Source organism: Streptomyces sp. Go-475, assembly GCF_003330845.1.
Taxonomy (GTDB): domain Bacteria; phylum Actinomycetota; class Actinomycetes; order Streptomycetales; family Streptomycetaceae; genus Streptomyces.
The window spans coordinates 6079954-6106080 of record NZ_CP026121.1 but is presented as its reverse complement, the minus strand read 5'-3'; the positions used below and the strand labels follow the sequence as shown (position 1 = coordinate 6106080).

The following is a 26127-nucleotide window of genomic DNA, read 5'->3' as shown; positions in this document are numbered from 1 at the left end:
AAGTCCTGGACGGCTCTCAGTCGTCTTCGTTGTCGCCGAAGTCGGGGCGGACGTCCCGGGCGGCCATGATCTCGTCGTTGGAGGTGCCGGCGGCGACCATCGGCCAGACCATCGCGTCCTCGTGGACGATGAAGTCGACCACGACCGGACGGTCGTTGATGGAGTTCGCCTCTTCGATGACCTTGTCCAGGTCGTCCGGGGACTCGCAGCGGATGGCGTAGCAGCCCATGGCCTCCGACAGCTTCACGAAGTCGGGGACGCGGGTGCCGCGGGCCTCGGGGTTGACGTCGTCCGGGCCGGAGTGCAGGACGGTGTTGGAGTACCGCTGGTTGTAGAAGAGGGTCTGCCACTGGCGGACCATCCCGAGGGCGCCGTTGTTGATGACGGCGACCTTGATCGGGATGTTGTTCAGGGCGCAGGTGGTGAGCTCCTGGTTGGTCATCTGGAAGCAGCCGTCGCCGTCGATGGCCCAGACGGCCCGCTCGGGCGCCCCGGCCTTGGCGCCCATGGCGGCCGGGACGGCGTAGCCCATGGTTCCGGCGCCGCCGGAGTTCAGCCAGGTGCCCGGCTTGTCGTACTCGATGAAGTGGGCGGCCCACATCTGGTGCTGGCCGACGCCCGCCGCGAAGATCGTGCCCTCGGGCGCGAGCTGCCCGATGCGCTCGATGACCTGCTGCGGGGAGAGCGAGCCGTCGTCGGGCTGGTCGTAGCCGAGCGGGTAGGTCTCGCGCCAGCGGTTCAGGTCGTTCCACCACATGCTGTAGTCGCCCTGGTGGCCCTCGCTGTGCTCCTTCTGCACGGCCTGGATCAGGTCGGCGATGACCTCGCGGGCGTCGCCGACGATCGGCACGTCGGCGGCGCGGTTCTTGCCGATCTCGGCCGGGTCGATGTCCGCGTGGACGATCTTGGCGAAGGGGGCGAAGCTGTCCAGCTTGCCGGTGACGCGGTCGTCGAAGCGGGCGCCGAGGGCGACGATCAGGTCGGCCTTCTGCAGGCCGGTGACGGCGGCGACCGAGCCGTGCATGCCGGGCATGCCCAGGTGCTGCGGGTGGTTGTCGGGGAACGCGCCGAGCGCCATCAGGGTGGTGGTGACGGGCGCGCCGGTCAGCTCGGCGAGGACCTTCAGCTCGGCGGTGGCCCGGGCCTTGAGCACGCCGCCGCCGACGTACAGCACGGGCCGGCGGGCCTGGGTGATCAGCTTGGCGGCCTCGCGGATCTGCTTGGCGTGCGGCTTGGTCACCGGGCGGTAGCCGGGCAGGTCCATGGCCGGCGGCCAGGAGAAGGTCGTCTTCGCCTGGAGGGCGTCCTTGGCGATGTCGACCAGAACCGGGCCGGGGCGGCCGGTGGAGGCGATGTGGAACGCCTGGGCGATGATCCGCGGGATGTCCTCGGCCTTGGTGACGAGGAAGTTGTGCTTGGTGATCGGCATGGTGATGCCGACGATGTCCGCCTCCTGGAAGGCGTCCGTGCCGATCGCCTTGGACGCCACCTGGCCGGTGATCGCGACCAGCGGCACGGAGTCCATGTGCGCGTCGGCGATCGGGGTGACCAGATTGGTGGCGCCGGGGCCGGAGGTGGCCATGCAGACGCCGACCTTGCCGGTGGCCTGCGCGTAGCCGGTGGCGGCGTGTCCGGCGCCCTGCTCGTGGCGGACCAGGACGTGGCGCACCCTGGTGGAGTCCATCAGCGGGTCGTAGGCCGGGAGGATCGCACCGCCGGGAATGCCGAATACCGTGTCGGCGCCGACCTCCTCGAGAGAGCGGATGAGGGACTGCGCGCCCGTCACCTGCTCGGGGGCGGAGTGTCCTCCGGATCGGGGCCGGGGCTGCGGGTGGTGGGCCCCGGTGGCCTGCTCGGTCATCGGCATTCTCTTCTCAGATGCTGAGGGTTTTTGCGAGGTTTGTGCGATTTTCGGCTGCTGCACGGACGGTGCCTGTGCAACAAAAAACCCCTCGTGCCATAAGGCAAGCGAGGGGAGCGCGCCGGGTGGGGTCGCTGAGCGGTCGAGGCTCAGCGTCAGCCGACGCGCTTTCCAAGTACGAGAATTCGGGTGCGCATGGCACAGACCCTCCCCCCGGCACGCACCTACTGTCAAGTGGGTGGGACGGGAGTCTCATTATGTGAGCGGAGAGCCGTGCCGCCTCCGATGACGGCGGAGACGCCCGAGCTGTACACCCGTGGGCCACCGCCCGCGAACGCCGGCTCGGCCGGTCCGCTCGGCACCGGATAGTGACCGGCGGCGAGCGCCCGGCGCAGCCGGTACTCGTCGAGCGGTCCGGAGAACGCCATGCCCTGTCCGTGGGTGCAGCCCATCGCGCGCAGGGCGACGACCTGCTCGGGCAGGTCCACCCCTTCGGCCACGGACTTCAGCCCGAGGTCACCGGCGATGCGCAGCAGCCCACTGGTGATCTTGTGCAGGCGCGCCGACTCGACGACGCCCTCGACCAGACCGCGGTCGAGCTTGAGGATGTCGACGGGCAGCCTCCTGAGGGCCGTGATCGCCGCACAGCCGCTGCCGAACCCGTCGAGCGCGATCCGTACGCCGACCCGCCGCAGGGCGCCGAGGCGCCGCTCCAGCTCGTCCAGCGGGACCCTCGGGTCGGCGTCGGACAGCTCGATGACCAGCGAGCCGGACGGCAGGCCGTGCCGGGTGAGCAGCGCCTCGACCGTGCCGAGCGGCATGGACTTGTCCAGCAGCCGGCGCGCGCTCATCCGGACGACGACCGGCACGGACAGCCCGGTCGCGTGCCGCTCCGCCGCCTGCTCGACGGCCTCCTCGATCATCCACCGGCTCAGCTCGGCGGTCTTGTCGTTGTCCTCGGCCACGCGCAGGAACTCCGCCGGGGTGAACAGCACTCCCTGGGAGGAGCGCCAGCGCGCCTGCGCGGACACCGACGCGATCCGGCCGTCCTCCAGGGACACCACCGGCTGGTGCAGCAGGGCGAACTCGCCGTCGTGCAGTGCGGCGCGCAGGCGCGTGGCCAGCTCCGCCTTGCGGACGACGTCCTGCTGCATCTGCGGCTTGTACAGCTCGACGCGGCCCTTGCCGGCACCCTTGGCCCGGTACATCGCGAGGTCGGCGTTGCGCAGCAGCTCGCCCGCGCCGAGGCCGGGCTCGGCGAAGGCCACCCCGATGGAGGCGTTGACCCGGACATCGTTGCCGTCGATGACGTACGGCTGGGAGAGCGTCGTCCTGAGCCGGTCGGCGAGTTCCAGTATGTGCCGCTGCCTCGCCTCGCGGTCGCGGGTGTTGTCCCCGACGATCAGGGCGGCGAACTCGTCGCCGCCCAGCCGGGAGGCGGTGTCGCCCTGGCGGACCGAGTCCTGCAGTCTGCGGGCGGCCTGGACGAGCAACTCGTCTCCGGCCTGGTGCCCGATGGTGTCGTTGACGGCCTTGAAGCCGTCGAGGTCGATGAAGAGCACGGCCGTGTTCCGCAGGGCCACGCCCCGGTCGGAGGCACGGCGGCCCGACAGCGCGTGCTGGACGCGCTTGGTGAACAGGGCGCGGTTGGGCAGGTCCGTGAGCGGGTCGTGCTCGGCGTTGTGCTGCAACTGGGCCTGGAGCCGCACGCGTTCGGTCACGTCCCGGCTGTTGAAGATCAGCCCGCCGTGGTGGCGGTTCACGGTCGACTCGACGTTCAGCCAGCCGCCGTCGCCCGAGCGGAAGCGGCACTCGATGCGCGTGGTGGGCTCCTCGACCGGGTCGGCGGCGAGGAACCTGCGCACCTCGTGGACGACGCAGCCCAGGTCCTCCGGGTGGATGAGGCCGGCCAGTTCCGTGCCCACCAGGTCCTCGGCCGGGCGGCCGTAGACGCCGGCGGCGGCCGGGGAGACGTACCTCAGGATGCCGCTGGGGGCGGCGATCATGATGACGTCGCTGGAGCCCTGCACCAGGGAGCGGAAGTGGTTCTCCTTCTGCGCCAGCTCCTGGGTGAGGGTGATGTTGTCGAGCAGCATGATGCCCTGGCGCACGACGAGCGCGAGCACGACCGTGCCCCCGGTCAGCAGGACCACGCGGTCGACGCTGCGGCCGTTGAGGACGTTGTAGAGGATCCCCAGGGTGCACACGGCGGCCGCGAGATACGGCGTGAGGGCGGCGAGGGAGCCGGCGATGGGCCGGGCGGCCGGGTAGCGGCTGTGCTCGCCTCCGGGCAGGGACGGGGGGTGGTGCGGTCCGCTGCGCTGCCCGGGCACGTGCTCGTGCACCACGCGCGTGTGCCCCGCCGTGCCGTGCCGGTCCAGGCCCTGCCGGTCGGTCTCCGCGGTGCGGGGCGCGGCCCAGGGGGCGTAGGCCAGGAGCAGCGAGCCGGCGAACCAGCCGGCGTCGAGCAGCTGGCCGGAGCGGTAGTCGTGGTGCATCAGCGGCGAGGTGAACAGGGCGTCGCACATCACGGTCAGCGCGAGCGCGCCGATGGCGGTGTTGACCGCCGAGCGGTTCACCGCGGAGCGCCGGAAGTGCAGCGCGAGCACCATGCTGACCAGCGCGATGTCGAGCAGCGGGTAGGCCAGCGACAGCGCGGTGTGGGCCACGCTCGGGCCTTCGGACTTGGCGGCCTGGGCGAGGGCGAGGCTCCAGGCCAGGGTGAGCAGCGAACCGCCGATCAGCCAGGCGTCGAGCCCCAGGCAGACCCAGCCGGCCTTGGTCACCGGCCGCTTGGCGAGCACGAGCAGCCCGACGATGGCGGGCGGCGCGAAGCAGAGGAAGAACAGGTCGGCGTAGCTGGGGCTGGGCACGGGCAGCCCCAGGACCACCTCGTACCACCCCCAGACCAGGTTGCCCAGCGAGGCCATGGCCGAGGAGAGGCCGAACAGCAGCCAGGCGGATCGAAAGCGGGTCCGGCGGCTGCGGGCGTAGAGGAAGCACGAGACGGCGGCGGTGGCGGCCGCGGCACTCAGCCCGAAGTCGCCCATGATCAGGGCCAGTTCGCGCGAACCCCAGCCGAGCGCGGAACCGACGGCGTATCCCGCGCAGACCAGGGCGAGGACGAGCTGGAGGGCCAGGCCGGGCCGGTGGCCGGCGACCGGCGTGCGGGGCAGCAGCGCTCCCGGGGACGAAGGCTGTGCCCGCAGCGCTCCGTCCAGCGTGGGGGTCGGGGGCGCGCTCACCGGACCCTCCCGGTCCGTGTCGTCCCCGGGTCCCGCGGGCCCCTGTGCGCCGGCTGGGCATGCCTTCTGCGGCTGCCGGGCCTGCGCCGGTGATGGCTGTGGTCGGTGTGGTGGTCGCTGTGCTGGGTGCGGTGGCCGCCGTGATCGGCGTGGTGACCGCGTCTGCCCGCGGCCGTCCGCCAGGGTCGCCGCCGGCAGCCCCGCCCCGTCGGATCGCTCGTCCATAGGCCGTGCATCGCCTGTCGCCCCCCTCACAGTCCGAAGTGTCCATCCCCGGCGCCGAACGGTCCGCGGCGCATCCCCTGTCGGGACGATACACCAGTCTCGTCACTCAGGGACATAGGTTCTCTACTCTCCGTGACGATCAACAGATATATGAGTACCCACCGCACCCGGAGGATTGCGGACGGTACCCGAGGTCGGATCAGCCGGTTGGTGCACCCGTCGTAAGGATCACGTTCCGCAGCGGCTCCCGGTTCACATAACGGTTCAACTGGTCCACCAGGAGCCGCTTGGCGCGCGGGAGGAACGCGGAGGTGGGTCCGCCGACGTGCGGGCTGACGAGTACCCCCGGCGCACGCCACAAGGGGTGTTCGCGCGGCAGGGGCTCGGGGTCGGTGACGTCGAGGGCGGCGGTGATGCGGCCGTTCTCCAGTTCGGCGAGCAGCGCCTTGGTGTCGACGACGGGGCCGCGGGCGACGTTGACCAGGAGCGCGCCGTCCTTCATCCGGGACAGGAAGTCGGCTCCGGCCAGGCCACGGGTGGTCTCGGTGAGCGGGGTGGACAGGATGACGACGTCCGCCTCCGGGAGCAGGGCGGGGAGTTCGGTGAGCGGATGCACCGGCCCGCGCGCCGTGGTGCGCTCGGAGCGCGCGACGCGCGCCACCCGCGCCACCTCGAACGGCACGAGCCGGTCCTCGATGGCCGCGCCGATCGATCCGTAGCCCACGATGAGGACGTTCTTGTCGGCGAGCGCGGGCCGGAAGCCGCCGAGCCACTCCCCCCGGTCCTGGGCGTGCACGAAGTCGGGGATCCCGCGCAGCGAGGCCAGGATCAGCGCGAGGGTGAGTTCGGCGGTGCTGGCCTCGTGGACCCCGCGGGCGTTGCACAGCCGCACGCCCGGAGGCAGGTGCCCCAGCCCGGGCTCGACGTGGTCGATCCCGGCGGAGAGGGTCTGCACGACCTCCACGTGGCTCATCCGCGGCAGGGGACGTACGCACAGCGGACTGGGCTTCATGTAGGGGACGACGTAGAAGACGCAGTCGGCCGGGTCGGCGGGGAAGTCCTCCGCGCCGTTCCAGAAACGGTAGTCCGGCCCCTCGGGGAGTCCGTCGATCTCGTCCGGCGGGATGGGCAGCCACACGTCAGCAGTCATGCTCTGGAGGCTATGTCAGGAGCGCGCCACGGCAGAGGTTAGGTTGGGGTGGCCGGAACAGGGAGGGTCACGACCAGGTGGAGCGCAGGACGATCGGCGCGGGCGCACTCGCGGTGGGGGCCGTCGGACTCGGGTGCATGCCGATGAGCTGGGCCTACAGCACCTCGCGGCAGCGCGGCGAGGAGTCGCTCAGGGCGGTGCACCGGGCGCTCGACCTGGGCTCGTCCCTGCTGGACACGGCCGACATGTACGGCCCCTTCACCAATGAACTGCTGGTGGGGCGGGCGTTGAAGGAGCGGCGGTCCGACGCGTTCGTGTCGACGAAGGTGGGGCTCCTCGTGGGCGACCAGCACATCGTCGCCAACGGCCGTCCCGGGTATGTGAAGCGGGCCTGCGACGCCTCGCTGCGGCGGCTGCAGACCGACGTCATCGACCTCTACCAGCTGCACCGGGCCGACCCCGAAGTGCCCGTCGAGGAGACCTGGGGCGCGATGGCGGAGCTCGTGCACGCCGGGAAGGTGCGGGCGCTGGGGCTGTGCGCGGTGGGTGCCCGGTCCTCGCGCAGGGGCGGGGCCCGGCTGCACGACGCGACGATCCGGCAGCTGGAGCGGGTGCAGCAGGTCTTCCCGGTGAGCGCGGTGCAGGCGGAGCTGTCGGTGTGGTCGCCGGAGGCGCTGGAGACGCTGCTGCCCTGGTGCGAGACCCGGGGCGTCGGCTTCCTGGCCGCGATGCCGCTGGGCAACGGGTTCCTGACCGGCAGGCTGCGGCCCGGCGCGGGTTTCGAGGCGGACGACCTGCGCGCGCGGCACCCCCGCTTCACGGCCGAGATGATGGCCGCGAACCAGCCGATCGTCGCCGGCCTGCGCCGGGTGGCGCGCCGGCACGGCCCGGGCGTCACGCCCGCCCAGGTCGCCCTCGCCTGGGTCCTCGCCCAGGGCCGGCACGTGGTCCCCGTCCCGGGCGCCAAGCAGGAGCGCTGGGTCACGGAGAACGCGTCCGCGGCGGCGCTGCGGCTGGACTCCGCGGACCTCCGGGAGGTCGCGGAGCTGCCACCGGCCCAGGGATCCTGGGACTGAGCGGTCCTTGGGCCGGGGGCGTATGGGGCAAACCGCTCGTTCAGGCTTCGAGGTTCGGTGATCGGGAACCTGGGAAGCGCGGGCGGTGTATGACAGGGAGAACCCCGCCGCGTCGAAGGGACCATGATCGTGCGACGTCGAGCCGTCCCGGCCGTGTTGACCGCCGCAGCGCTCCTGCTGACCGCGGGCTGCTCCTCCGACGACGGGGGGACGTCCGGTGCCGCCGGGAGCGCCTCCCCGAGCCGTACGGCATCCGGATCCTCCGCGCCGCCGCGGCAGGGCGCCGAGGAGACACCGCCCGCGAAGGGCTCGGTGAAGGTGGTGCGTACCGTCGCCGAGGGCCTCGATTCCCCCTGGGGCCTCGCGCCCCTGCCCGGCGGCGGCCTGCTGGTCTCCTCGCGGGACGACGGCACGATCGTCCGGGTCGACGAGAAGACCGGCAGGAAGACAGAGGTGGGCGAGGTGCCCGGGGTGTCCGCGGCCGGCGAGGGCGGCCTCCTCGGCATCGCCCTGTCCCCCGACTTCGCCTCGGACCGCATGGTCTACGGGTACTTCACCTCGGACGGCGACAACCGCATCGTCCGCATGATCTACGACGACAAGAAGCCCGCCGGCGAGCAGCTCGCCGCGCCCGACACGGTCTTCCGGGGCATCCCCAAGGGCTTCGTCCACAACGGCGGCCGGATCGAGTTCGGCCCGGACAAGATGCTGTACGTCGGCACGGGCGAGAGCGGCGACACCGGCCTGTCCCAGGACAAGGACTCCTTGGGCGGCAAGATCCTGCGGCTGACCCCGGAGGGCGAGCCGGCGCCCGGCAACCCCTTCCCCGACTCGCCGGTGTACTCGTACGGCCACCGCAACGTGCAGGGCCTGGCCTGGGACGGCAAGCAGCGGCTGTTCGCCTCGGAGTTCGGCCAGGACACCTGGGACGAGCTCAACGCGATCAAGCCGGGCGACAACTACGGCTGGCCCGAGGCCGAGGGCAGGTCCGACGACTCGGAGTTCCACAACCCGGTGGACCAGTGGACGACCGCGGAGGCCTCCCCCAGCGGCATCGCCTACGCCGAGGGCTCGATCTGGATGGCCGGCCTGCGCGGCAAGCGGCTCTGGCGGATCCCGCTGAACGGCACGGAGGCCTCGGCCGAGCCGCAGGCCTTCCTGGAGGGCGAGTACGGCCGGCTGCGCACGGTGGTCCCGGCGGGCGGCGACCGGCTGTGGCTCGTGACCAGCAACACGGACGGCCGGGGCGCTCCCGAGGACGGGGACGACCGGATCCTGGAACTGCGGGTGACCTGACGGCGGGCTCAGGAGTCCTCGGGGGTCTCCGGCTCCTCGTGCGGCGGGCGTACGACGACCTTCCCGGAGGCCAGGTCTATCGGACCGCGTCCGGGGTCGCCGTCACCGACGTCCTCCCGGGTCAGTTCCAGTCGCTTCTGCTCGTCGCGGGTGTGCTTGCGGCCGGGTGAGAACAGTTCCTCGAACACGTTGAACAACGGAGCCTCCCTGGCCGCGAGGGCTCGCGACGTCTCTTCCAGCGTATGCCTCAGCCCGCCGGCCGTGACGTGAGAGATTCGGCCGGAAACAGGCCCAGCCGGTGCGCCACCGCCGCCGCCTCGCCCCGGCCGGAGACACCGAGCTTGGCGAGGATGTTGGAGACGTGGACGCTCGCGGTCTTCGGGGAGATGAACAGCTCCTCGGCTATCCGGCGGTTGGTGTGCCCGGCGGCGACCAGGCGCAGCACGTCCCGTTCCCGGCTGGTGAGGCCGAGGGCCCCGGCGGGGTCGGTGGCGCCGGGGGCCGGTCCCGCTGTGGAGGTCTGCGGCAGGCGGGCGCGCCGGGCGAGCGCGCCGGCGGCGTCGGCGAGCGGCCGGGCACCGAGGTGGCGGGCGACGGCGTCGGCGAGGCGGAGCAGTTCCGCGGCACGGCCGCGCTCGTCCTCGCCGCCCTCCGCCAGCAGGGCCTCGGCCAGCCGGTACCGGACGCGGGCGAGGTCGTAGGGCCGCTCCAGGGATTCGAAGGCGGTGACCACCTCCGACCAGGTGCCCGGGGTGTTCCGGCCCCCGGCGCGCTGGAGCTCGGCGCGGACCCAGTGCTCGTGGGCGAGCCAGACGGGCGCGTTCGTGGTGAGGCGCTTGACCGTGTCGAAGAGGCGGTCCAGCACCTCCTCGCGGCCGTCGCGCGCGGCGGGCAGCGCGCGGGCGTCGGCCTCGGCGGTGGCCGCTTCGAGCAGCAGGGGCCAGGCGTAGCGCTGGGTGCCGGGCGGGAAGCCGGACTCCAGGGTGCGGGCCAGTTCGGCGCGGGCGTCGGGGAGGCGGCCCTCGGCGACGGCGACGGCGATCGTGAGGCAGGAGATCGGCAGGTCGTGCTGCGGCATGGGATCGTGCGGCCCGTAGGCGGCGCGGCCCTCGGCGAGATACCGGGCCGCCTCGGACACCTGGCCGCGGGCGAGCGCGAGGAACGCCAGGCTGTTGGCGCCCGATCCGTGCGGACCGGCCGTCTGGCCCCGCCGCTGGGCGTTGCCCGCGGCCTCGGCCGCCTCGTCCCAGCGGCCCAGGGAGATGAGGGATTCCGCGAGGTTGCTCCAGATCCAGGCCTCGGCGTCGCGCAGGCCCATCTTCTCCGTGAGCCGCAGGCCCTCGTTCAGGATGCCGACGGCCTCCTCGGAGCGGCCGACGCCCTCCAGGACGGAGGGCAGGTTCACATGGCTGCGGCCCACGACCGACACGAGCCCCCGGGCGACCACCTCGTCCCTGACCTCGTACATGTGGGTGAGCCCGGCCTCGATCTGCCCGGCGTCGACCATGAGTCCGCCGAGGGTGAGGCGGGCGTGGGACTCGATGTCGTCGGCGCCGACCATGCGCGCGTACTCGACGGCCCGCTCGGCGGCCGTCAGGGCCTCGGGTCCGGGTTCGTGGAGCATCGACCAGTGGGCGGCCGTGGCCAGCACCTCGGCGTGCACCTCGGACGGGGGCAGGCCTCTGACCAGGTCCTGCGCGGTGGCGATCTCCTGCCAGCCGTCGCCGCGGGCGAGCCCCTGCACCAGCCGGGAGCGCTGGATCCAGAACCAGGCCGTCCGCTGGGGGTCGCCCGCGTCGTCCAGCAGGCGCAGCGCCCGCTTGGTGATCTTCAGGGCGCGTTCGCGCTCCCCGCAGAGCCGTCCGGCGACGGCGGCCTCGGCCAGCAGGTCCAGGTGGCGCAGGGCCGTGGTCGCCGGGTCGCCGCCGGAGGTCGCCCCGCGCCGTTCGGGCGGTGAGGGAGGGTAGGCCTCGGCGTAGTCGACGGGGCGCAGGGTGTCGCGTACGGCGTCGGGGGCGGCGTCCCACAGTTCCATCGCCCTCTCCAGCAGCCGCAGCTGCTCGGCGTAGGCGTGGCGGCGACGGGCCTCGACGGCGGCGTCGAGGACGGCGGGCAGGGCCTTGGCGGCGTCGTGGGCGTGGTACCAGTAGCTGGCCAGGCGGGTCGCCCGCTGGTCGGCGGGGACGAGCGTCGGGTCGGCCTCCAGCGCTTCGGCGCAGCGGCGGTTGAGGCGGGAGCGCTCCCCGGGGAGCAGGTCGTCGCTGACGGCCTCGCGGACCAGGGAGTGGCGGAAGCGGTAGCCGTCACCGCCGGGCGCGGGGGTGAGGATGCCGGCGTTCACGGCGGCCCGCAGCGCCTCGATGAGGTCGTCCTCGGCCAGCCCCGCGACAGCGGCCAGCAGCCGGTGCTCGACGGTGGAGCCGCCCTCGGCGACGATCCGGGCGACCTGCTGGGCGGTCTCCGGCAGCCCCTCCACGCGGACGAGCAGCAGATCGCGCAGGGAGTCGGTCAGGCCCGTGCGGCAGCCCTCGCCGGCGGCGACGGCCAGCTCCTCGACGAAGAAGGCGTTGCCGTCGGAGCGTTCGAAGATCGCGTCGACCTGGTCGGGGTCGGGTTCGTGGGCGAGGATGCCGGCGATCTGGCGGCCCACCTCCTCGCGGGTGAAGCGGGCGAGTTCGAGGCGGCGGACCGTGCGGAGCCGGTCGAGTTCGGCGAGCAGGGGCCTCAGGGGGTGGCGGCGGTGGATGTCGTCGGAGCGGTAGGTGCCGAGGACGACGAGGCGGCCGGTGCGCAGGGTGCGGACGAGATAGGTGAGCAGGTGGCGGGTGGAGGCGTCGGCCCAGTGCAGGTCCTCCAGGGCCAGGACGACGGTGTGCTCGGCGGCGACGCGCTCCAGCAGGCGGGCGGTGAGCTCGAAGAGGCGGGCCATGCCGTGCTCGTCGTGCCACCCGGTGGCGGAATCGCCCAGCTCGGGCAGCAGCCGGGCCAGTTCCTCCTCCTGGCCGGCGGCCGCGGCGGCCAGTTCGCCGGGGAGTTCGCGGCGCAGGGCGCGCAGGGCGGTGGAGAAGGGGGCGAAGGGCAGCCCGTCGGCGCCGATCTCCACGCAGCCGCCCAGCGCGACCACGGCTCCCCGGCGGCGGGCGGCGCCGGCGAACTCCTCGACCAGGCGGGTCTTGCCGACGCCGGCCTCCCCGCCGATGAGCAGCGCCTGCGGTTCTCCCCCGCAGGAGCGCAGGAGGGCGTCGCTCAGCGTGCCCAACTCCTCGGCACGGCCGACGAACACGGGACTGACGGACCTGGTTTCCACGGCCCCGAGCATCGCATGCGGGTCCGACAACGCGGCACCGGATTTCCGCAGACGCCGGGTCGGGGCACCGGCCGCGGTCGCCGTACCCAGCGCCACCGCACCGGCCGCGGCCGCCTCACGCACGGCAACGGGACCGGCCGGCGCCCCGGCTGGAACAGCCTCGGCGTCGGCCGGTCCCGCCCCGGGGTTCACGCGGCCCGGGCGAACCGGGGCCTGCGGAAGCGGCGGCTATGGCTCTCGTGCTCGGCGGAGCCCTGGCCGGCTTCGCCGCGGGCGCCGCGGCGGGCGCGGCTGGCCGCGCGGACGAGGCGCTCGTGCTCGGCCCGGCGGATCAGGTCGGCGGTGCGCATCTGCTGGAGCTCGTACTCGTACATGGCGTGTCCTTGGTGAGAGGCCGGTCACGGAGAGGCTTCTCCGCGATGTCTCCACCTTCGTCTCCCAGGCGGGGCGGCCACATCGGGAGAGTTCCGCATCTTGGGAGGCGGGCGGGGCCTTAGACACGCGTGAGGGGCCTCAGGGCCTCCGTAAGGTGCTTACGGAGGGCCTAAGACCCCTCAGGACCTGCGGTGACTCAGCTCGCGGACGGCAGTCCGAGCAGGACGCCGCTGTACTTCAGGACGGCCAGGAACAGGCCGATGACGCCGAGCGCGACGCCCGCCCAGGCGACGGACTTGATCCACGGGGCCTGGATCCGGCCGGGCGTGCCGAAGGCCGGCCGGGCGAGCACCGCGACGCCGACGATCAGGGCGACCAGGGCGAACAGGCCGCCCCACAGGGCCGTGGTCTGCCAGGCGTCGCCGTAGACCGCCTGGATCTGCTTGGCCACGCTCGCGTTCTGCGCGGTCTCCAGCTGGCCGATGAGGTTCTGGCGCGCGGCGGCGACCGTACCCATCCAGCTGCCGGTGAGCGAGACGACGCCCAGCGCGGCGGAGACCACGGCTCCGGCGCCCTGGCCGACGCCGTAGGAGCTCTCCTCCTTGGCCTCCGCCTCGGTCTCCGGGGCCGCGGCCGGGGCCGGGACCTCGGTCTGGGGCACCTCGTCGGACTTGGTGGTGTCCACCGCCTTCTCGTCGGTCGTGGCCTCGGTGGCCTCGGTCTCGTCCACTGCGTTCGTTGCCATGTCTCGCACCGTAGGGTCGCTGTCTGAGAAGTCTCTTAATGATCGTTGTGACCGGCACGCGCGCGTGCCTCGCGCCACTCGGGCGCCAGCACGGACCAGACTTCGAGGTCGTGCCGTACGCCACCGTAGTGGTGGGCCTCGCGCCGCACACCGTCGCGGGTCATGCCGAGGCGCCGCGCCACGTTCAGGCTCGGCTGGTTGCCCGAGGCGGCGACCCACTCGACGCGGTGGATGCCGCGCTGTTCGACCGCCCAGTCGATCAGCACCCGCATCGCGCGCGTGACCAGGCCCCGGCCGGTCCCGGCGGGCTCCAGCCAGCAGCCCACCTCGCAGGTGCCGTTCGCCGCGTCGAAGTTCAGGAAGAGCACCCCGCCCACGAGCGTGCCGTCCAGCCACAGCCCGTGCAGGGACCCCGTGTCGGCGGCCCGCATGTCGGCGTACAGCTGGAGCTTGGCCCGGGCCGAGATCAGGTCGGTCTCGGTCGTCCCGAACGGGATGTACCGGCCGATGAACTCCCGGCCCCGCTCCAGGTGCGCCAGGAACTCCCCGGCGTGCCAGGGCTCCAGGGGTCGCAGTTCGGCGTCGTCACCCAGGGATATCGCGTACATCCCGCTGCCGCTCCTCCTCCGCCAGGACGTCCGCCACCTCGGCGTCCGTCGCGGCGGCCAGCCTCTCATGGGCGGCACGGCTCTCGGGCGGTTCGATGCTGATGCGCGGCATGCGCTTGTCGAGCCAGCGGGGCAGCCACCAGTTGGCGCCGCCGAGGAGGTGCATCAGGGCGGGGACGAGGAGTGTGCGCAGGACGAAGGCGTCCAGGGCGACGGCGGCCGCGAGGGCGATGCCGAACATGGCGATCACGCGGTCGCCGCTGAGCACGAAGGCGAGGAAGACGGAGATCATGATGACCGCCGCCGAGTTGATCACCCGGCTGGTCTCCGCCAAGCCGACGCGGACGGCCCGCCGGTTGTCGCCGGTCTCCAGCCACTCCTCGTACATCCGGCTGACCAGGAAGACCTGGTAGTCCATGGAGAGCCCGAAGAGCACCGACACCATGATCACGGGCAGGAAGGGCTCGATGGGCCCCGCGCTGCCGAGGCCGAGCAGTTCGCTGCCCCAGCCCCACTGGAAGATCGCGACCACCACCCCGAAGGCGGAGGCCACGGCGGCGACGTTCATCGCGGCGGCCTTCAGCGGGATGCCGATCGACCGGAAGGCGAGCAGGAGCAGCAGGCAGCCCAGGCCGATCACGACCCCGACGAAGACGGGCAGCTTGGAGACGATGACGTCGGCGAAGTCGTCGTAGCCCGCCGTCACGCCGCCGACCTGCACGTCGAGGGAGGTGCCCGCCTCGGCGCGCGGCAGCACCTCGTCGCGCAGCCGGTCGACGAGGTCGCTGGTCTGCTTCGACTGCGGGGAGGACTCCGGTACGACGGTCAGGTACGCCGTGTGGCCGCCGGAGTCGAACGTCACCGGCGTGACGGCGGCGACGCCCTCGGTGGCCTGGAGCGTGCCGTCGAGGTTGTCCAGGGCGAGCTTGTCCTCGGCGCCGTCGACCTTCGTGACGAGGGTGAGGGGGCCGTTCACGCCCGGGCCGAAGCCGTCGGCGAGCAGGTCGTAGGCCTGGCGGGTGGTGGCGGTCTTCGGGTCGTTGCCCTGGTCGGAGGTGCCCAGGTGCAGGGAGAACGTGGGCAGCGCGAGGACGGCCATGACGACCAGGGCGACCACGCCGAGGACCTTGGGGTGGCGCTCCACGAACGCCGACCAGCGGGCGGCGAAGCCGGTGGGCAGCTCCGGCTCGGGCCCGTGCTCCGCCAGCCGTCGGCGCTCGCGGCGGCTGAGCGCGCGCATGCCGATGAAGGACAGCAGGGACGGCAGCAGCGTCACGGACGCGGCGACGGTGAGGACCACGGTCAGGCTGGCCGCGATGGCGACGCCGTTGAGGAAGCTCAGCCGCAGGATCAGCATGCCCAGCAGGGCGATGCAAACGGTGGCACCCGCGAAGACGACGGCCCGTCCCGTGGTCGCGACGGCGTTGGTGGCCGCCTCCGTGACGGACAGCCCGCGTTTGAGTCCGCGCCGGTGTCTGGTCACGATGAACAGGGCGTAGTCGATGCCGACGCCGAGCCCGATCAGCATGCCGAGCATGGGCGCGAAGTCGGCGACCGTCATGGCGTGCCCGAGCAGCGCGATCCCGGCGTAGGCGGTGCCGACGCCGACCAGGGCGGTGGCGATGGGCAGCAGCGAGGCGGCGAGCGAGCCGAAGGCGAGGAACAGCACGACCGCGGCGACGGCCACGCCGACGATCTCCGCGAGGTGCCCGCCGGAGGACTGGGTCAGCCCGACGGCGCTGCCGCCGAGCTCCACCTGGAGCCCGTCGGTCTCGGCGCTCTTCGCGGTGTCGACGACGGCCTGCGCCTCGCCCTTGTCGATGTCCTGGGCCTGGTCGTCGAAGGTGACCGTGGCGTACGCGGTGCGGCCGTCCTGGCTGACGCGGCCGGTGCCCGGGCCGTCGTAGGGGCTGGTCACGGAGGCGACGCCGGGCAGGTTCTCTATCCGGTCCAGCATGCGGCTCATCGTCTGCTCGACGTCGGCGGCGCGGACGCTGCCGGACGCGGTGTGCCAGACGACGGTGTCGCTGTCGCCGCCGAGCTGCGGGAAGCCCTCGTGCAGCAGTTCGGTGGCGCGGCCGGACTCGGTGCCCGGGACCTTGTAGTCGTTCGAGTACGTGGTGCCGGCGACGGCGGCGCCCGCGGTGACCCCCGCGAAGGCGAGGAGCCACAGCAGAACGGTGACCAGACGGCGTTGGACACACCAACGTGCGAGGGCTGCCACGAAACGTGCTCCCAGAGTTGCTTTGTGTGGATCTTTGACCGGGAGCAGTCGTCCGTGAACTGAACAGCCCGCAAAGAACGCATGAGCAATGCGAAATCACTCTTGCAGGCTCAGGAGATCATTTGTCTGTTTCGTGGGCTTATTCACAGCGGGCGCACTCAGTCGAACTGGTCCCCCAGCGCCATCACCATCACCCCGGCGATCAGCAGCCACAGGGCCCGCCGGGTCCGGCCGCGGAAGCCCAGCACGGCGGCGAGGGCGCATACGGCGGCTCCGGCGGCGTACGCCGCCGGGACCAGGGCGGGTGCGGAGCGGGTGAGGCGGAGCAGTGCCGCGGCCAGGCCCGCGAGCGTCAGGACGGCACCGGTGCCGACGGCGGTCCAGCGGGCCCGGCGGGCGTCTTCCAGGAGGTCTTCGGCATCGTCCTGCTCGGCGGTCGCCTCCGAGTCCGCTATCTCCGGATCGGTGTCGGAATCAGTGCGTCCACTCATGGCCGAGACGGTAGCGCGTCGGCGGGGAAACCCAGGTGCGGGGCCCAGGCGCCGGCTGTTAGCGTCCGCTGGTCCGAGGAACGCCCGCGGCATCCCGCCGCCCGGCCGAAGCAGGTGCATTGTTTGACGGTCCGACCGAGCTCCGACGCATCCCCTTTCTTCCTCAAGGACTCAAGGAGCCCGTTCACCGATGTCGGACATCACTTCCCGGACCTCGAACATCCCCCTCGCTGACCGTGTGAGCCACCCCGGCTACCCGCGCAGCAACGGCTACGACGCCCGCTGGACCATCGAGAACCAGATGGGCCCGCACGCGCTGTGGCTGCTCGAGTGGCTGGCCCCCGCCCTGGGGCTGGACACCCTGAGCCCCGGCTCGCGCGTGCTCGACCTGGGCTGCGGCCGCGCCATGACGTCGATCTTCCTCGCCAAGGAGTACGACGTCCGGGTCACCGCCGCCGACCTGTGGGTCAAGCCCGGCGAGAACGCCGGGCGCATCGCCGAGGCGGGCGTCGCCGACCGCGTCCTGCCCGTGCTCGCCGAGGCGCACGACCTGCCGTTCGGCGAGAACAGCTTCGACGCGATCGTCTCCGTCGACGCCTACCACTACTTCGGCACCGACGACCTGTACCTGCCCGAGCTGACCCGGCTGCTGAAGCCGGGCGGGCGGATCGGGGTCGTCGTACCGGCGCTGCGCGAGGAGATCGACGGCGTCGAGCCGCCGGAGCACCTCAAGCCGTACTGGGAACCCGGGTTCTGGTCCTTCCACACCGCCGGCTGGTGGCGGCGCCACTGGACCCGCAGCGGGGCCGTGGAGGTCGAGACCGCGGACTGGCTGGAGGACGGCTGGCGCGACTGGCTGCGCTGGTGCGAGGTCGTCGCCGAGGAGCACACGGACGAGTTCCACATCCGGATGGCCGGACAGAGCGCCGAGATGCTGCGCCTCGACCAGGGCGGCACGCTGGGCTTCGTCCGGGTCGTGGGGCGCCGCCTCTGAGTGAATGACAAGGGGGGTGCACCGGGTTCGGTGCACCCCCTCTGTCGCGTCCGCCTGGGGCTCAGCCCTCGCTGACGCCCAGCTTCTCCAGGATCAGCTCCTTGACGCGCGCCGCGTCGGCCTGGCCCCGGGTCGCCTTCATGACCGCCCCGACGAGTGCACCGGCGGCGGCCACCTTGCCGCCGCGGATCTTGTCCGCGACGCCCGGGTTGCCGGCGATCGCCTCGTCGACGGCCGCCGTCAGCGCGCCCTCGTCGGAGACGACCTTCAGACCGCGCTTGTCGACGACCTCGTCCGGGGTGCCTTCGCCCGCGAGGACGCCTTCGATGACCTGGCGGGCCAGCTTGTCGTTCAGGTCGCCCTTCGCCACCAGCTCGGTGACCCGGGCCACCTGCGCCGGGGTGATCGCCAGCTCGTCGAGCGCCTTGCCCGACTCGTTGGCGCTGCGGGCCAGCTCACCCATCCACCACTTCCGGGCGGAGGCGGCGTCCGCCCCGGCCTCGATCGTGGCGACGATCGGCTCCAGCGCACCGGCGTTGAGGATCGCCTGCATGTCGGTGCCGCTGATGCCCCACTCCTCGCGGAGCCGGTTGCGGCGGACCAGCGGCAGCTCGGGCAGCCCGGCCCGCAGCTCCTCGACCCACTCACGCGACGGCGCCACCGGGACGAGGTCGGGCTCCGGGAAGTACCGGTAGTCCTCGGCCTCCTCCTTCACGCGGCCCGAGGTCGTCGACCCGGTGTCCTCGTGGAAGTGCCGGGTCTCCTGGATGATCGTGCCGCCGGAGGACAGCACGGCCGCGTGCCGCTGGATCTCGTAGCGGGCCGCGCGCTCCACGGACCGCAGCGAGTTGACGTTCTTCGTCTCCGAACGCGTGCCGAACTTCTCGGTGCCGTGCGGGCGCAGCGACAGGTTCACGTCGCAGCGCATCTGGCCCATCTCCATGCGGGCCTCGGATACGCCGAGCGCCCGGATGACCTCGCGCAGCTCACGGACGTAGGCCCGCGCGACCTCGGGGGCCCGCTCGCCCGCTCCCTCGATCGGCTTGGTGACGATCTCGATGAGCGGGATGCCGGCGCGGTTGTAGTCCAGCAGGGAGTGGGACGCGCCGTGGATGCGGCCGGTGGCGCCGCCGACGTGGGTCGACTTGCCGGTGTCCTCCTCCATGTGGGCGCGCTCGATCTCCACGCGGAAGGTCTCGCCGTCCTCCAGCTGCACGTCGAGGTAGCCGTTGAAGGCGATCGGCTCGTCGTACTGGGAGGTCTGGAAGTTCTTCGGCATGTCCGGATAGAAGTAGTTCTTCCGGGCGAAGCGGCACCATTCGGCGATCTCGCAGTTCAGCGCGAGGCCGATCTTGATGGCGGACTCGACGCCGGTCGCGTTGACGACCGGGAGCGCACCGGGCAGGCCGAGGCAGACCGGGCAGGTCTGGGTGTTGGCGTCCTGGCCGAGGGCGGTCGAGCAGCCGCAGAACATCTTGGTCTTGGTGCCGAGTTCGACATGGACCTCGAGGCCCATGACGGGGTCGTACGACGCGAGTGCGTCCTCGTACGACACCAGGTCGGTCGTGGTGGTCACGGTGAAACTTCCCTCTCAGCCCAGCAGGACGTCGTCGTCGCCCAGCCGCTTCAGCTCGCGGTAGAGAATGGCCAGGTTGGTGACGACCGCCGCTCCGGTCACGACGGCGTCGATCAGCCGCAGCGTGTCGTTGTCTCCGCGGGCCTTCTTGATCTGCTTGTAGACACCGACGGCGCCGAACGCCGACGTGGCCATCGAGATGTACAGACCGGACTTGGAGCTCTTGAAGCCCTTGGCCTTGGACAGTGCGCTCACAGCGACGGAGCCTCCTCGATCAGCGGGTGGCCCCACTTTTCCACGAAGGCGGCCTCGACGGCGGCACCCACCTTGTACAGGCGGTCGTCCTTCATGACGGGGGCGATGATCTGCAGGCCGACCGGGAGGTTGTCCTCCGGGGCGAGACCGCACGGCAGCGACATGGCCGCGTTGCCCGCCAGGTTGGTCGGGATGGTGCACAGGTCGGCGAGGTACATCGCCATCGGGTCGTCGGCGCGCTCGCCGATCGGGAAGGCGGTGGTCGGGGTCGTCGGGGAGACGATCACGTCCACCTGCTCGAACGCCTTGTCGAAGTCCTGCTTGATCAGCGTGCGGACCTTCTGGGCGCTGCCGTAGTAGGCGTCGTAGTAGCCGCTCGACAGGGCGTACGTGCCGAGCATGATGCGGCGCTTGACCTCGGGGCCGAAGCCGGCCTCGCGGGTCAGCGAGGTGACCTCCTCGGCGGAGTGCGTGCCGTCGTCGCCGGTCCGCAGGCCGTAGCGCAGGCCGTCGAAGCGGGCGAGGTTGGAGGAGCACTCGGACGGCGCGATCAGGTAGTACGCCGACAGGGCCAGGTCGAAGGACGGGCAGTCCAGCTCGACGATCTCGGCGCCCAGTTCCTTGAGCAGCGCGACGGACTCGTCGAACCGCTGGATGACGCCGGCCTGGTAGCCCTCGCCGCGGAACTGCTTGACGACGCCGACGCGCATGCCCTCGACGCTGCCGTTGCGGGCGGCCTCGACGACCGGCGGGACGGGCTCGTCGATGGACGTCGAGTCGAGCGGGTCGTGCCCGGCGATCACCTCGTGCAGCAGGGCCGCGTCGAGGACCGTGCGGGCACAGGGGCCGCCCTGGTCGAGGGAGCTGGAGAAGGCGACCATGCCGTACCGCGAGACCGCGCCGTACGTCGGCTTCACGCCGACCGTGCCGGTGACGGCGGCGGGCTGGCGGATGGAGCCGCCGGTGTCGGTGCCGATGGCGAGGGGCGCCATGTGCGCGGCCAGCGCGGCGGAGGAGCCGCCGCCAGAGCCGCCGGGGATCTTGGTGAGGTCCCACGGGTTGCCGGTCGGGCCGTAGGCGCTGTTCTCGGTGGAGGACCCCATGGCGAACTCGTCCATGTTGGTCTTGCCGAGGATGACGACGTCGGCGGCCTTCAGCTTCTGCGTGACCGTGGCGTCGTACGGCGGGATCCAGCCCTCGAGGATCTTCGAGCCGACGGTCGTCGGCACGCCCTCGGTGGTGAAGATGTCCTTCAGCGCGAGGGGAACGCCGGCGAGGGGGCCGAGCTTCTCGCCCCGCTCCCGCTTCTCGTCCACGGCACGGGCCTGGGCGAGGGCGCCCTCGCGGTCGACGTGCAGGAAGGCGTGCACCTTCTCGTCGACGGCCTCGATGCGGGCGAGGTGGGCCTCGGTGACCTCGACGGCCGTGAGCTCGCCGGAGGCGATCTTCGCGGCGGTCTCGGCGGCCGTGAGCTTGATGATGTCCGTCATGGCTTGTTAGTCCTCCCCCAGGATCTGCGGCACCTTGAAACGCTGCTGCTCCTGGGCCGGGGCGCCGGAGAGCGCCTGCTCGGGGGTGAGCGAGGGACGGACCTCGTCCGGGCGCATGACGTTCGTCAGCGGGAGCGGGTGCGAGGTCGGCGGTACGTCTTGGTCGGCGACCTCGCTGACGCGGGCGACCGCGCCGATGATGTCGTCCAGCTGGCCTGCGAAGTGGTCGAGCTCTTCGGGCTTCAGCTCCAGACGCGCCAGCCGGGCGAGGTGGGCGACCTCCTCGCGCGTGATGCCAGGCATGCAGCGATCCTCTGGGGTGAGTGAATGTGGTTTGGCCCAATCCTATGGGGCCGGGGGGCGTGCCCGTGAAACGGTTTGCCCGCACCCACGGGGAGGGGCCGGGGGCTGAGCCCCTCAGCGGTGTGCCGGCCCTCACGGGAAGGGGCGGCCGGCCGGGTCTCCCGGGCGGCCTCAGCCCACCCGGCCCGAGTCGTCCGCCGCGGCCGCCGGGAGCGCGGCCCGGGGGCGCTGCCAGCCCCGGGAGCCGCGGGCGCGGAGCCAGGCCGTGGTCTCGTCGGGCGGCATCGCGGCGGCGACCAGCCAGCCCTGCACGGCGTCGCAGCCGAGGTCGCGCAGGCGCTCCCAGGTCTCGTCGTCCTCGACGCCCTCGGCGACGACGAGCAGGCCGAGGGAGTGCGCGAGGTCGACCGTGCAGCGCACGATCTCCGCGTCCTCGTGGTCGAGCGCGAGCCGGGCCACGAACGAGCGGTCGATCTTCAGCTCGCTGACGGGGAGCCGGCGCAGGTGCACGAGCGAGGAGTAGCCCGTGCCGAAGTCGTCCAGGGACATCTTCACGCCGTGCCCGGTCAGCCCGTTGAGGGTGTCGGCGGCGCGCTGCGGGTCCTCCAGGAGGACGTGTTCCGTTATCTCCAGTTGGAGCGCTCCCGCCGGGACGCCGTGCCGGGCCAGCCGGGCGGCGACGGAGCCCGCGAACCCGGGGGTGTGCACATCGCGCGGGGAGACGTTGACCGCGACCGGCACGAACAGGCCCTGGGCGCGCCAGCGGGCGACCTGGCCGAGCGCGGTCTCCAGGACGTACTCGGTGAGGTGGGGCATCAGGCCCGAGGACTCGGCGATCGCTATGAACTCGTCCGGCGGCACCTTGCCCCGCTCGGGGTGCACCCAGCGGACCAGGGCCTCCAGACCCGCGACCTGTCCGTCGAAGCGGACCTTGGGCTGGTAGTGCAGATGGACCTCGTGGGCGTCGAGCGCCCGGCGCAGGTCGCCCAGCAGACCGAGCCGGTCCGGGGTGTTGGAGTCGCGCTTGGACTCGTACACCTCCACCCCCGTGCGGTCCCGCTTCGCCTGGTACATCGCCACGTCCGCCCGGCGCAGCAGCCCCTCGGCGTCCAGGGCGTGGTCGGGGAAGACGGCGACTCCGGCGCTGGCCTCCAGGACCAGCGTGAGGCCGTCGAGGTCGAGGGGGGAGCTGAGCGCGGAGACCAGGCTGCGGGCGACCCGGGTCGCGGACGTCGTGGAGTCGGCGACCGGCAGTAAGACGGCGAACTCGTCCCCGCCGAGCCGCGCGGCCTCCGCTCCGCGCGGCAGCGCCACCCGCAGCCGGTCGGCGATCTGCAGCAGCAGCCGGTCGCCGGCCAGATGACCGAGCGTGTCGTTGACCGACCGGAACCGGTCGAGGTCGATCAGCATGAGGGCGGCGCGGGCGTCGATGCGCTCGGCGTCGTCCAGCGCGGTCCAGATGCGCTCCAGCAGCCACTGCCGGTTGGGCAGCCCGGTCAGCGGGTCGCGCAGCTGCTCCTCCGCCCGGGCCCGGGCTATCCACAGGGTGGAGTCCAGGGCGATGAGGGGGATGGAGAACAGCGGCAGCAGGATCGGCTTGGCCACGGCCACCACGCACACCAGCGGCGCGATCCCGAGCAGCGCGACCGCGACCAGGCCCTGTCTGACCAGGGCGGTGCGGGCGACGGTGGGCAGGCCGGGGCGCGGGGCGTGCAGGTACCAGAGCAGGACGCGGGTGACCGCCAGGTAGGCGATGGCGACGAGGGCCACCTCGGGCGCGGTGGCGAGTGTCCAGGCGCCGGGCTCGGCCGGGGACTCGACGGACGGCACCGTACCGAAGAGACCCAGCACCAGGGCGCCGGCGCCGATGCCGAGGAGGTCGACCGCGCCGTGCAGCACGCCCTGGCGCCAGCGGTTGCGGCGGGCTATGCCGACCAGCACGACGACGGTGAGGCTGACCATGCCGGCCGGGACCCAGCCGTAGAGCAGCAGCACGGCGAGGGTGAGGGCGGCGCCCGAGCCGGTGCCGCCCCACCAGCGGGAGCGGCCCAGCATGACGAGGTGGCCGACGATGATGCCGGTCAGCACGGCCAGCGCCCAGCCGGCCGTGCCCGACGGGAAGAGCGCGTGGCCGCCGGTGAAGGCGCGGTAGAAGCCGGCGCCCAGGACGAACCCGGCCGCCGCGACGACCGCCGCGGGCAGCGCGGGCCAGGACAGGTGCCGTTCCGTCTCCCCGTCCGCGCCGGTCAGTCCGGGGGTGTGCTCCGTGACGGGCTGTGCGGCGCGCCCCCCGGCGGCGCGTCCCTCCGCGATGTACTGTCCGACGGCGCGCGCCTCCGCGCCCGGACGCCCCGCCGGCCGACCGGCCCCACGGACTGCGCGCCATGCGACCGCCATGCGGCTCAGGCGCAGCCGTGAGCCCGGCGCGGCGCTCTCGGTCGGTTCCATTCCCGTCCCTCTCACAGCCGGCGGTGCCCACGCCCGCGGCCCGGTGCCCGACAACCCTCAACGGCCCGCGCTGGAAAACCCTTCCCCGTGCCCTGCCCGAGCGCGACGATGCCCCGACCGCAGCTGGGCACGGCAGGCGCACATCTCAACAGTAGGCCGCAGAAGGCTTCCACGGGCAGCGGTCGCCGACGGTTGCCCGAATGCGCCCCGGCCACCCGTATGCATCTGGTATGCGCCGATCGGGTGGCCTTCAACCGCTACTCCTCGGACGAAAGGGCGACTTCGGCCGCCGCTTCCGGTCCCTGTTCCAACAGGACGCCGAAGCCCTCCTCGTTCAGGACCGGCACCTTCTGCTGCATCGCCTTGTCGTATTTCGATCCGGGGTTGTCACCCACGACGACGAACGACGTCTTCTTGGAAACCGAGCCGGTCACCTTCGCTCCCCGGCTCTGCAGCGCCTCCTTGGCGCCGTCACGCGTGAAGTGTTCGAGAGTGCCGGTGACGACGACCGTGAGCCCTTCGAGCGGGCGCGGCCCCTCGTCCTCGCCGGTGCTCTCCTCCTCCATGCGGACGCCCGCGGCCTTCCACTTACGGATGATTTCGCGGTGCCAGTCCTCGGTGAACCACTGCTTGAGGGAGGCGGCGATGGTCGGACCGACGCCCTCGGTGTTCGCCAGCTCCTCCTCCGTGGCCTGCTCGATGCGCTCGATCGAGCGGAACTCGCGGGCCAGGGCTTCGGCCGCGACCGGCCCGACGTGACGGATCGACAGGCTGGTGAGGACGCGGGCGAGCGGGCGCTGCTTGGCCGCCGCGATGTTCTCCAGCATGGCGAGCGCGTTCTTGCGGGGCTTGCCCTCCTGGTTGGCGAAGATCGTGGCGACCTTCTCCTCGCCGGTCTTCGGGTCGCGCTTGGGCAGGCCGCTGTCCGGGTCGAGGACGTACGCCTTGATGGGCAGCAGCTGTTCGATGGTGAGGTCGAACAGGTCGCCCTCGTCCACCAGCGGCGGGGTCTTCGGCTCCAGCGGGGCCGTGAGCGCGGCCGCGGCGACGTAGCCGAAGTGCTCGATGTCGAGCGCCTTGCGGCCCGCGAGGTAGAAGAGGCGCTCGCGCAACTGGGCCGGGCACGTGCGGGCGTTGGGGCAGCGCAGGTCGACGTCGCCCTCCTTCATGGGCCGCAGCGGGGTGCCGCACTCGGGGCACTCGCTCGGCATCACGAACTCGCGCTCGGTGCCGTCGCGCAGGTCGGCGACGGGGCCGAGGATCTCCGGGATGACGTCACCGGCCTTGCGCAGCACCACCGTGTCGCCGATGAGGACGCCCTTGGCCTTGACGACGTCCTGGTTGTGCAGCGTGGCGAACTCGACCTCGGAGCCGGCGACCGTGACCGGCTCGACCTGGGCGTAGGGCGTGACCCGGCCCGTGCGGCCGACGCCCACGCGGATGTTGATGAGCTTGGTGTTGACCTCCTCCGGCGCGTACTTGTACGCGATCGCCCAGCGCGGGGCGCGGGAGGTGGAGCCGAGGCGGCCCTGGAGGGGGATCTCGTCGAGCTTGACGACGACGCCGTCGATCTCGTGCTCCACGGAGTGGCGGTTCTCGCCGAAGTGGGCGATGAACTCGCGGACGCCTTCCAGGCCGTCGACCACCTTGTTGTGCCGCGAGGTGGGCAGGCCCCAGGTCTTGAGCAGGTCGTAGGCCTGGGAGAGGCGGGTCAGGCCGGTGAAGCCCTCCAGGGCGCCGATGCCGTGGACCACCATGTGCAGGGGGCGGGTGGCCGTGACGCGGGGGTCCTTCTGGCGCAGGGAACCGGCCGCCGCGTTGCGCGGGTTGGCGAAGGGCTTGTCGCCGGCCTCGACCAGGCGGGCGTTGAGCTCCTGGAACTTCTCCATCGGGAAGTAGACCTCGCCGCGGATCTCCACGAGGTCGGGGACGGAGTCGCCCTTGAGGCGGTCGGGGATCTCCGCGATCGTCCGGACGTTCGGCGTGATGTCCTCGCCGGTGCGGCCGTCGCCGCGGGTCGCGGCGCGCGTGAGGCGGCCGTGCTCGTAGGTGAGGTTCACGGCGAGGCCGTCGACCTTCAGCTCGCACAGGAAGTGGTAGGTCTGCTCGCCCAGTTCGCGGGCGATGCGCTCGGACCAGGCGGCGAGCTCCTCGTCGTTGAACGTGTTGTCCAGGGAGAGCATGCGCTCGCGGTGCGCGACCGCCGTGAACTCCGTCTCGTAGGACCCGGCGACCTTCTGGGTCGGCGAGTCCGGTGTGCGCAGCTCCGGGTGCTCCTCCTCCAGCGCCTCCAGGGAACGCAGCAGCTGGTCGAACTCCGCGTCGCTGACGACGGGAGCGTCCTTCACGTAGTAGCGGAAGCGGTGCTCCTCGATCTGCTCCGCGAGGCGCGCGTGCTTCTCCCGTGCCTCGGCGGGCACCGCCGTCGTCTCCGCCTGCTTGTCGCCGGCCACCGTGT

The 26127-nt window shown here is 72.3% G+C and carries 19 protein-coding genes; 3 read left to right on the top strand and 16 right to left on the bottom strand.

The window, feature by feature from the left end; all coding sequences use genetic code 11:
* Positions 1–16: 16 nt before the first annotated feature.
* The 3 genes from C1703_RS28215 to C1703_RS28205 all read right to left on the bottom strand — a co-directional run bounded on the left by C1703_RS28215 (position 17) and on the right by C1703_RS28205 (position 6481).
* A complete protein-coding gene (locus tag C1703_RS28215) occupies positions 17–1861 on the bottom strand; it encodes an acetolactate synthase large subunit (RefSeq protein WP_198678301.1) in 1845 nt (614 codons plus the stop codon).
* Between the two features lie 230 nt (positions 1862–2091).
* Complete coding sequence (locus C1703_RS28210) at positions 2092–5106, bottom strand: EAL domain-containing protein (RefSeq protein ID WP_198678300.1); 3015 nt, start codon at positions 5104–5106, stop codon at positions 2092–2094.
* Between the two features lie 424 nt (positions 5107–5530).
* Positions 5531–6481: a 2-hydroxyacid dehydrogenase gene (locus tag C1703_RS28205; protein WP_114255469.1), complete on the bottom strand. Its 951-nt coding sequence runs from the start codon at positions 6479–6481 to the stop codon at positions 5531–5533.
* Positions 6482–6558: 77 nt separating this feature from the next.
* On the opposite strand from C1703_RS28205, the gene C1703_RS28200 reads away from it, so the two are divergent.
* Both C1703_RS28200 and C1703_RS28195 read left to right on the top strand, forming a co-directional pair.
* Positions 6559–7557: an aldo/keto reductase gene (locus C1703_RS28200; RefSeq protein WP_114255468.1), complete on the top strand. Its 999-nt coding sequence runs from the start codon at positions 6559–6561 to the stop codon at positions 7555–7557.
* Between the two features lie 123 nt (positions 7558–7680).
* Positions 7681–8853 (top strand): PQQ-dependent sugar dehydrogenase, encoded by a 1173-nt coding sequence (locus tag C1703_RS28195; RefSeq protein ID WP_114255467.1) that lies wholly within the window; start codon positions 7681–7683, stop codon positions 8851–8853.
* Positions 8854–8861: 8 nt separating this feature from the next.
* Here C1703_RS28195 and C1703_RS28190 read toward each other — a convergent pair whose 3' ends face one another.
* The 7 genes from C1703_RS28190 to C1703_RS28160 form a co-directional block, all read right to left on the bottom strand.
* Positions 8862–9050: a DUF6191 domain-containing protein gene (locus C1703_RS28190; protein ID WP_114255466.1), complete on the bottom strand. Its 189-nt coding sequence runs from the start codon at positions 9048–9050 to the stop codon at positions 8862–8864.
* 50 nt (positions 9051–9100) lie between these two features.
* Entirely contained in the window at positions 9101–12172 is a 3072-nt protein-coding gene (locus C1703_RS28185; RefSeq protein WP_114255465.1) for a helix-turn-helix transcriptional regulator, read from the bottom strand.
* A 176-nt stretch (positions 12173–12348) separates the two neighbouring features.
* Positions 12349–12534, bottom strand: a complete 186-nt coding sequence (locus C1703_RS28180; RefSeq protein ID WP_114255464.1) for a hypothetical protein — start codon at positions 12532–12534, stop codon at positions 12349–12351.
* Positions 12535–12731: 197 nt separating this feature from the next.
* Complete coding sequence (locus C1703_RS28175; protein WP_114255463.1) at positions 12732–13280, bottom strand: hypothetical protein; 549 nt, start codon at positions 13278–13280, stop codon at positions 12732–12734.
* A 35-nt stretch (positions 13281–13315) separates the two neighbouring features.
* Positions 13316–13888 carry a GNAT family protein gene (locus tag C1703_RS28170; protein WP_114255462.1) on the bottom strand — a complete coding sequence of 191 codons (573 nt, stop codon included), beginning with the start codon at positions 13886–13888 and terminating at the stop codon, positions 13316–13318.
* Positions 13866–16112: an MMPL family transporter gene (locus C1703_RS28165; RefSeq protein WP_114255461.1), complete on the bottom strand. Its 2247-nt coding sequence runs from the start codon at positions 16110–16112 to the stop codon at positions 13866–13868. The genes C1703_RS28170 and C1703_RS28165 overlap by 23 nt, the downstream gene beginning before the upstream one ends.
* A 158-nt stretch (positions 16113–16270) precedes the next feature.
* A complete protein-coding gene (locus C1703_RS28160; RefSeq protein WP_114255460.1) occupies positions 16271–16603 on the bottom strand; it encodes a hypothetical protein in 333 nt (110 codons plus the stop codon).
* A gap of 190 nt (positions 16604–16793) precedes the next feature.
* Here C1703_RS28160 and C1703_RS28155 point away from each other — a divergent pair, with 190 nt between their 5' ends.
* Positions 16794–17597: a methyltransferase domain-containing protein gene (locus C1703_RS28155; RefSeq protein ID WP_114255459.1), complete on the top strand. Its 804-nt coding sequence runs from the start codon at positions 16794–16796 to the stop codon at positions 17595–17597.
* 61 nt (positions 17598–17658) lie between these two features.
* On the opposite strand, the gene gatB is transcribed toward C1703_RS28155, so the two are convergent.
* The 6 genes from gatB to ligA form a co-directional block, all read right to left on the bottom strand.
* A complete protein-coding gene (gene gatB / locus C1703_RS28150; RefSeq protein ID WP_114255458.1) occupies positions 17659–19173 on the bottom strand; it encodes an Asp-tRNA(Asn)/Glu-tRNA(Gln) amidotransferase subunit GatB in 1515 nt (504 codons plus the stop codon).
* 15 nt (positions 19174–19188) lie between these two features.
* Positions 19189–19428 carry a hypothetical protein gene (locus C1703_RS28145; protein WP_114255457.1) on the bottom strand — a complete coding sequence of 80 codons (240 nt, stop codon included), beginning with the start codon at positions 19426–19428 and terminating at the stop codon, positions 19189–19191.
* Positions 19425–20918: an Asp-tRNA(Asn)/Glu-tRNA(Gln) amidotransferase subunit GatA gene (gene gatA / locus C1703_RS28140; RefSeq protein WP_114255456.1), complete on the bottom strand. Its 1494-nt coding sequence runs from the start codon at positions 20916–20918 to the stop codon at positions 19425–19427. Before gatA ends, C1703_RS28145 begins: the two co-directional genes overlap by 4 nt.
* 6 nt (positions 20919–20924) lie before the next feature.
* Positions 20925–21221, bottom strand: a complete 297-nt coding sequence (gene gatC, locus C1703_RS28135; protein ID WP_031117542.1) for an Asp-tRNA(Asn)/Glu-tRNA(Gln) amidotransferase subunit GatC — start codon at positions 21219–21221, stop codon at positions 20925–20927.
* Positions 21222–21392: 171 nt separating this feature from the next.
* A complete protein-coding gene (locus tag C1703_RS28130) occupies positions 21393–23669 on the bottom strand; it encodes a bifunctional diguanylate cyclase/phosphodiesterase (protein ID WP_114255455.1) in 2277 nt (758 codons plus the stop codon).
* 257 nt (positions 23670–23926) lie between these two features.
* Positions 23927–26122 carry an NAD-dependent DNA ligase LigA gene (gene ligA / locus C1703_RS28125; protein ID WP_114255454.1) on the bottom strand — a complete coding sequence of 732 codons (2196 nt, stop codon included), beginning with the start codon at positions 26120–26122 and terminating at the stop codon, positions 23927–23929.
* Positions 26123–26127: the final 5 nt, after the last annotated feature.

Bases quoted from the DNA above. Each gene is read 5' to 3' on its own strand.
- C1703_RS28175 (WP_114255463.1), bottom strand. From the start codon at position 13,280: ATGGCAACGAACGCAGTGGACGAGACCGAGGCCACCGAGGCCACGACC.
- C1703_RS28130 (WP_114255455.1), bottom strand. From the start codon at position 23,669: ATGGAACCGACCGAGAGCGCCGCGCCGGGCTCACGGCTGCGCCTGAGC.
- gatC (WP_031117542.1), bottom strand. From the start codon at position 21,221: ATGCCTGGCATCACGCGCGAGGAGGTCGCCCACCTCGCCCGGCTGGCG.
- C1703_RS28170 (WP_114255462.1), bottom strand. From the start codon at position 13,888: ATGTACGCGATATCCCTGGGTGACGACGCCGAACTGCGACCCCTGGAG.
- C1703_RS28155 (WP_114255459.1), top strand. From the start codon at position 16,794: ATGTCGGACATCACTTCCCGGACCTCGAACATCCCCCTCGCTGACCGT.
- C1703_RS28185 (WP_114255465.1), bottom strand. From the start codon at position 12,172: ATGCTCGGGGCCGTGGAAACCAGGTCCGTCAGTCCCGTGTTCGTCGGC.
- gatA (WP_114255456.1), bottom strand. From the start codon at position 20,918: ATGACGGACATCATCAAGCTCACGGCCGCCGAGACCGCCGCGAAGATC.
- C1703_RS28205 (WP_114255469.1), bottom strand. From the start codon at position 6,481: ATGACTGCTGACGTGTGGCTGCCCATCCCGCCGGACGAGATCGACGGA.
- C1703_RS28195 (WP_114255467.1), top strand. From the start codon at position 7,681: ATGATCGTGCGACGTCGAGCCGTCCCGGCCGTGTTGACCGCCGCAGCG.
- C1703_RS28160 (WP_114255460.1), bottom strand. From the start codon at position 16,603: ATGAGTGGACGCACTGATTCCGACACCGATCCGGAGATAGCGGACTCG.
- C1703_RS28180 (WP_114255464.1), bottom strand. From the start codon at position 12,534: ATGTACGAGTACGAGCTCCAGCAGATGCGCACCGCCGACCTGATCCGC.
- C1703_RS28215 (WP_198678301.1), bottom strand. From the start codon at position 1,861: ATGACCGAGCAGGCCACCGGGGCCCACCACCCGCAGCCCCGGCCCCGA.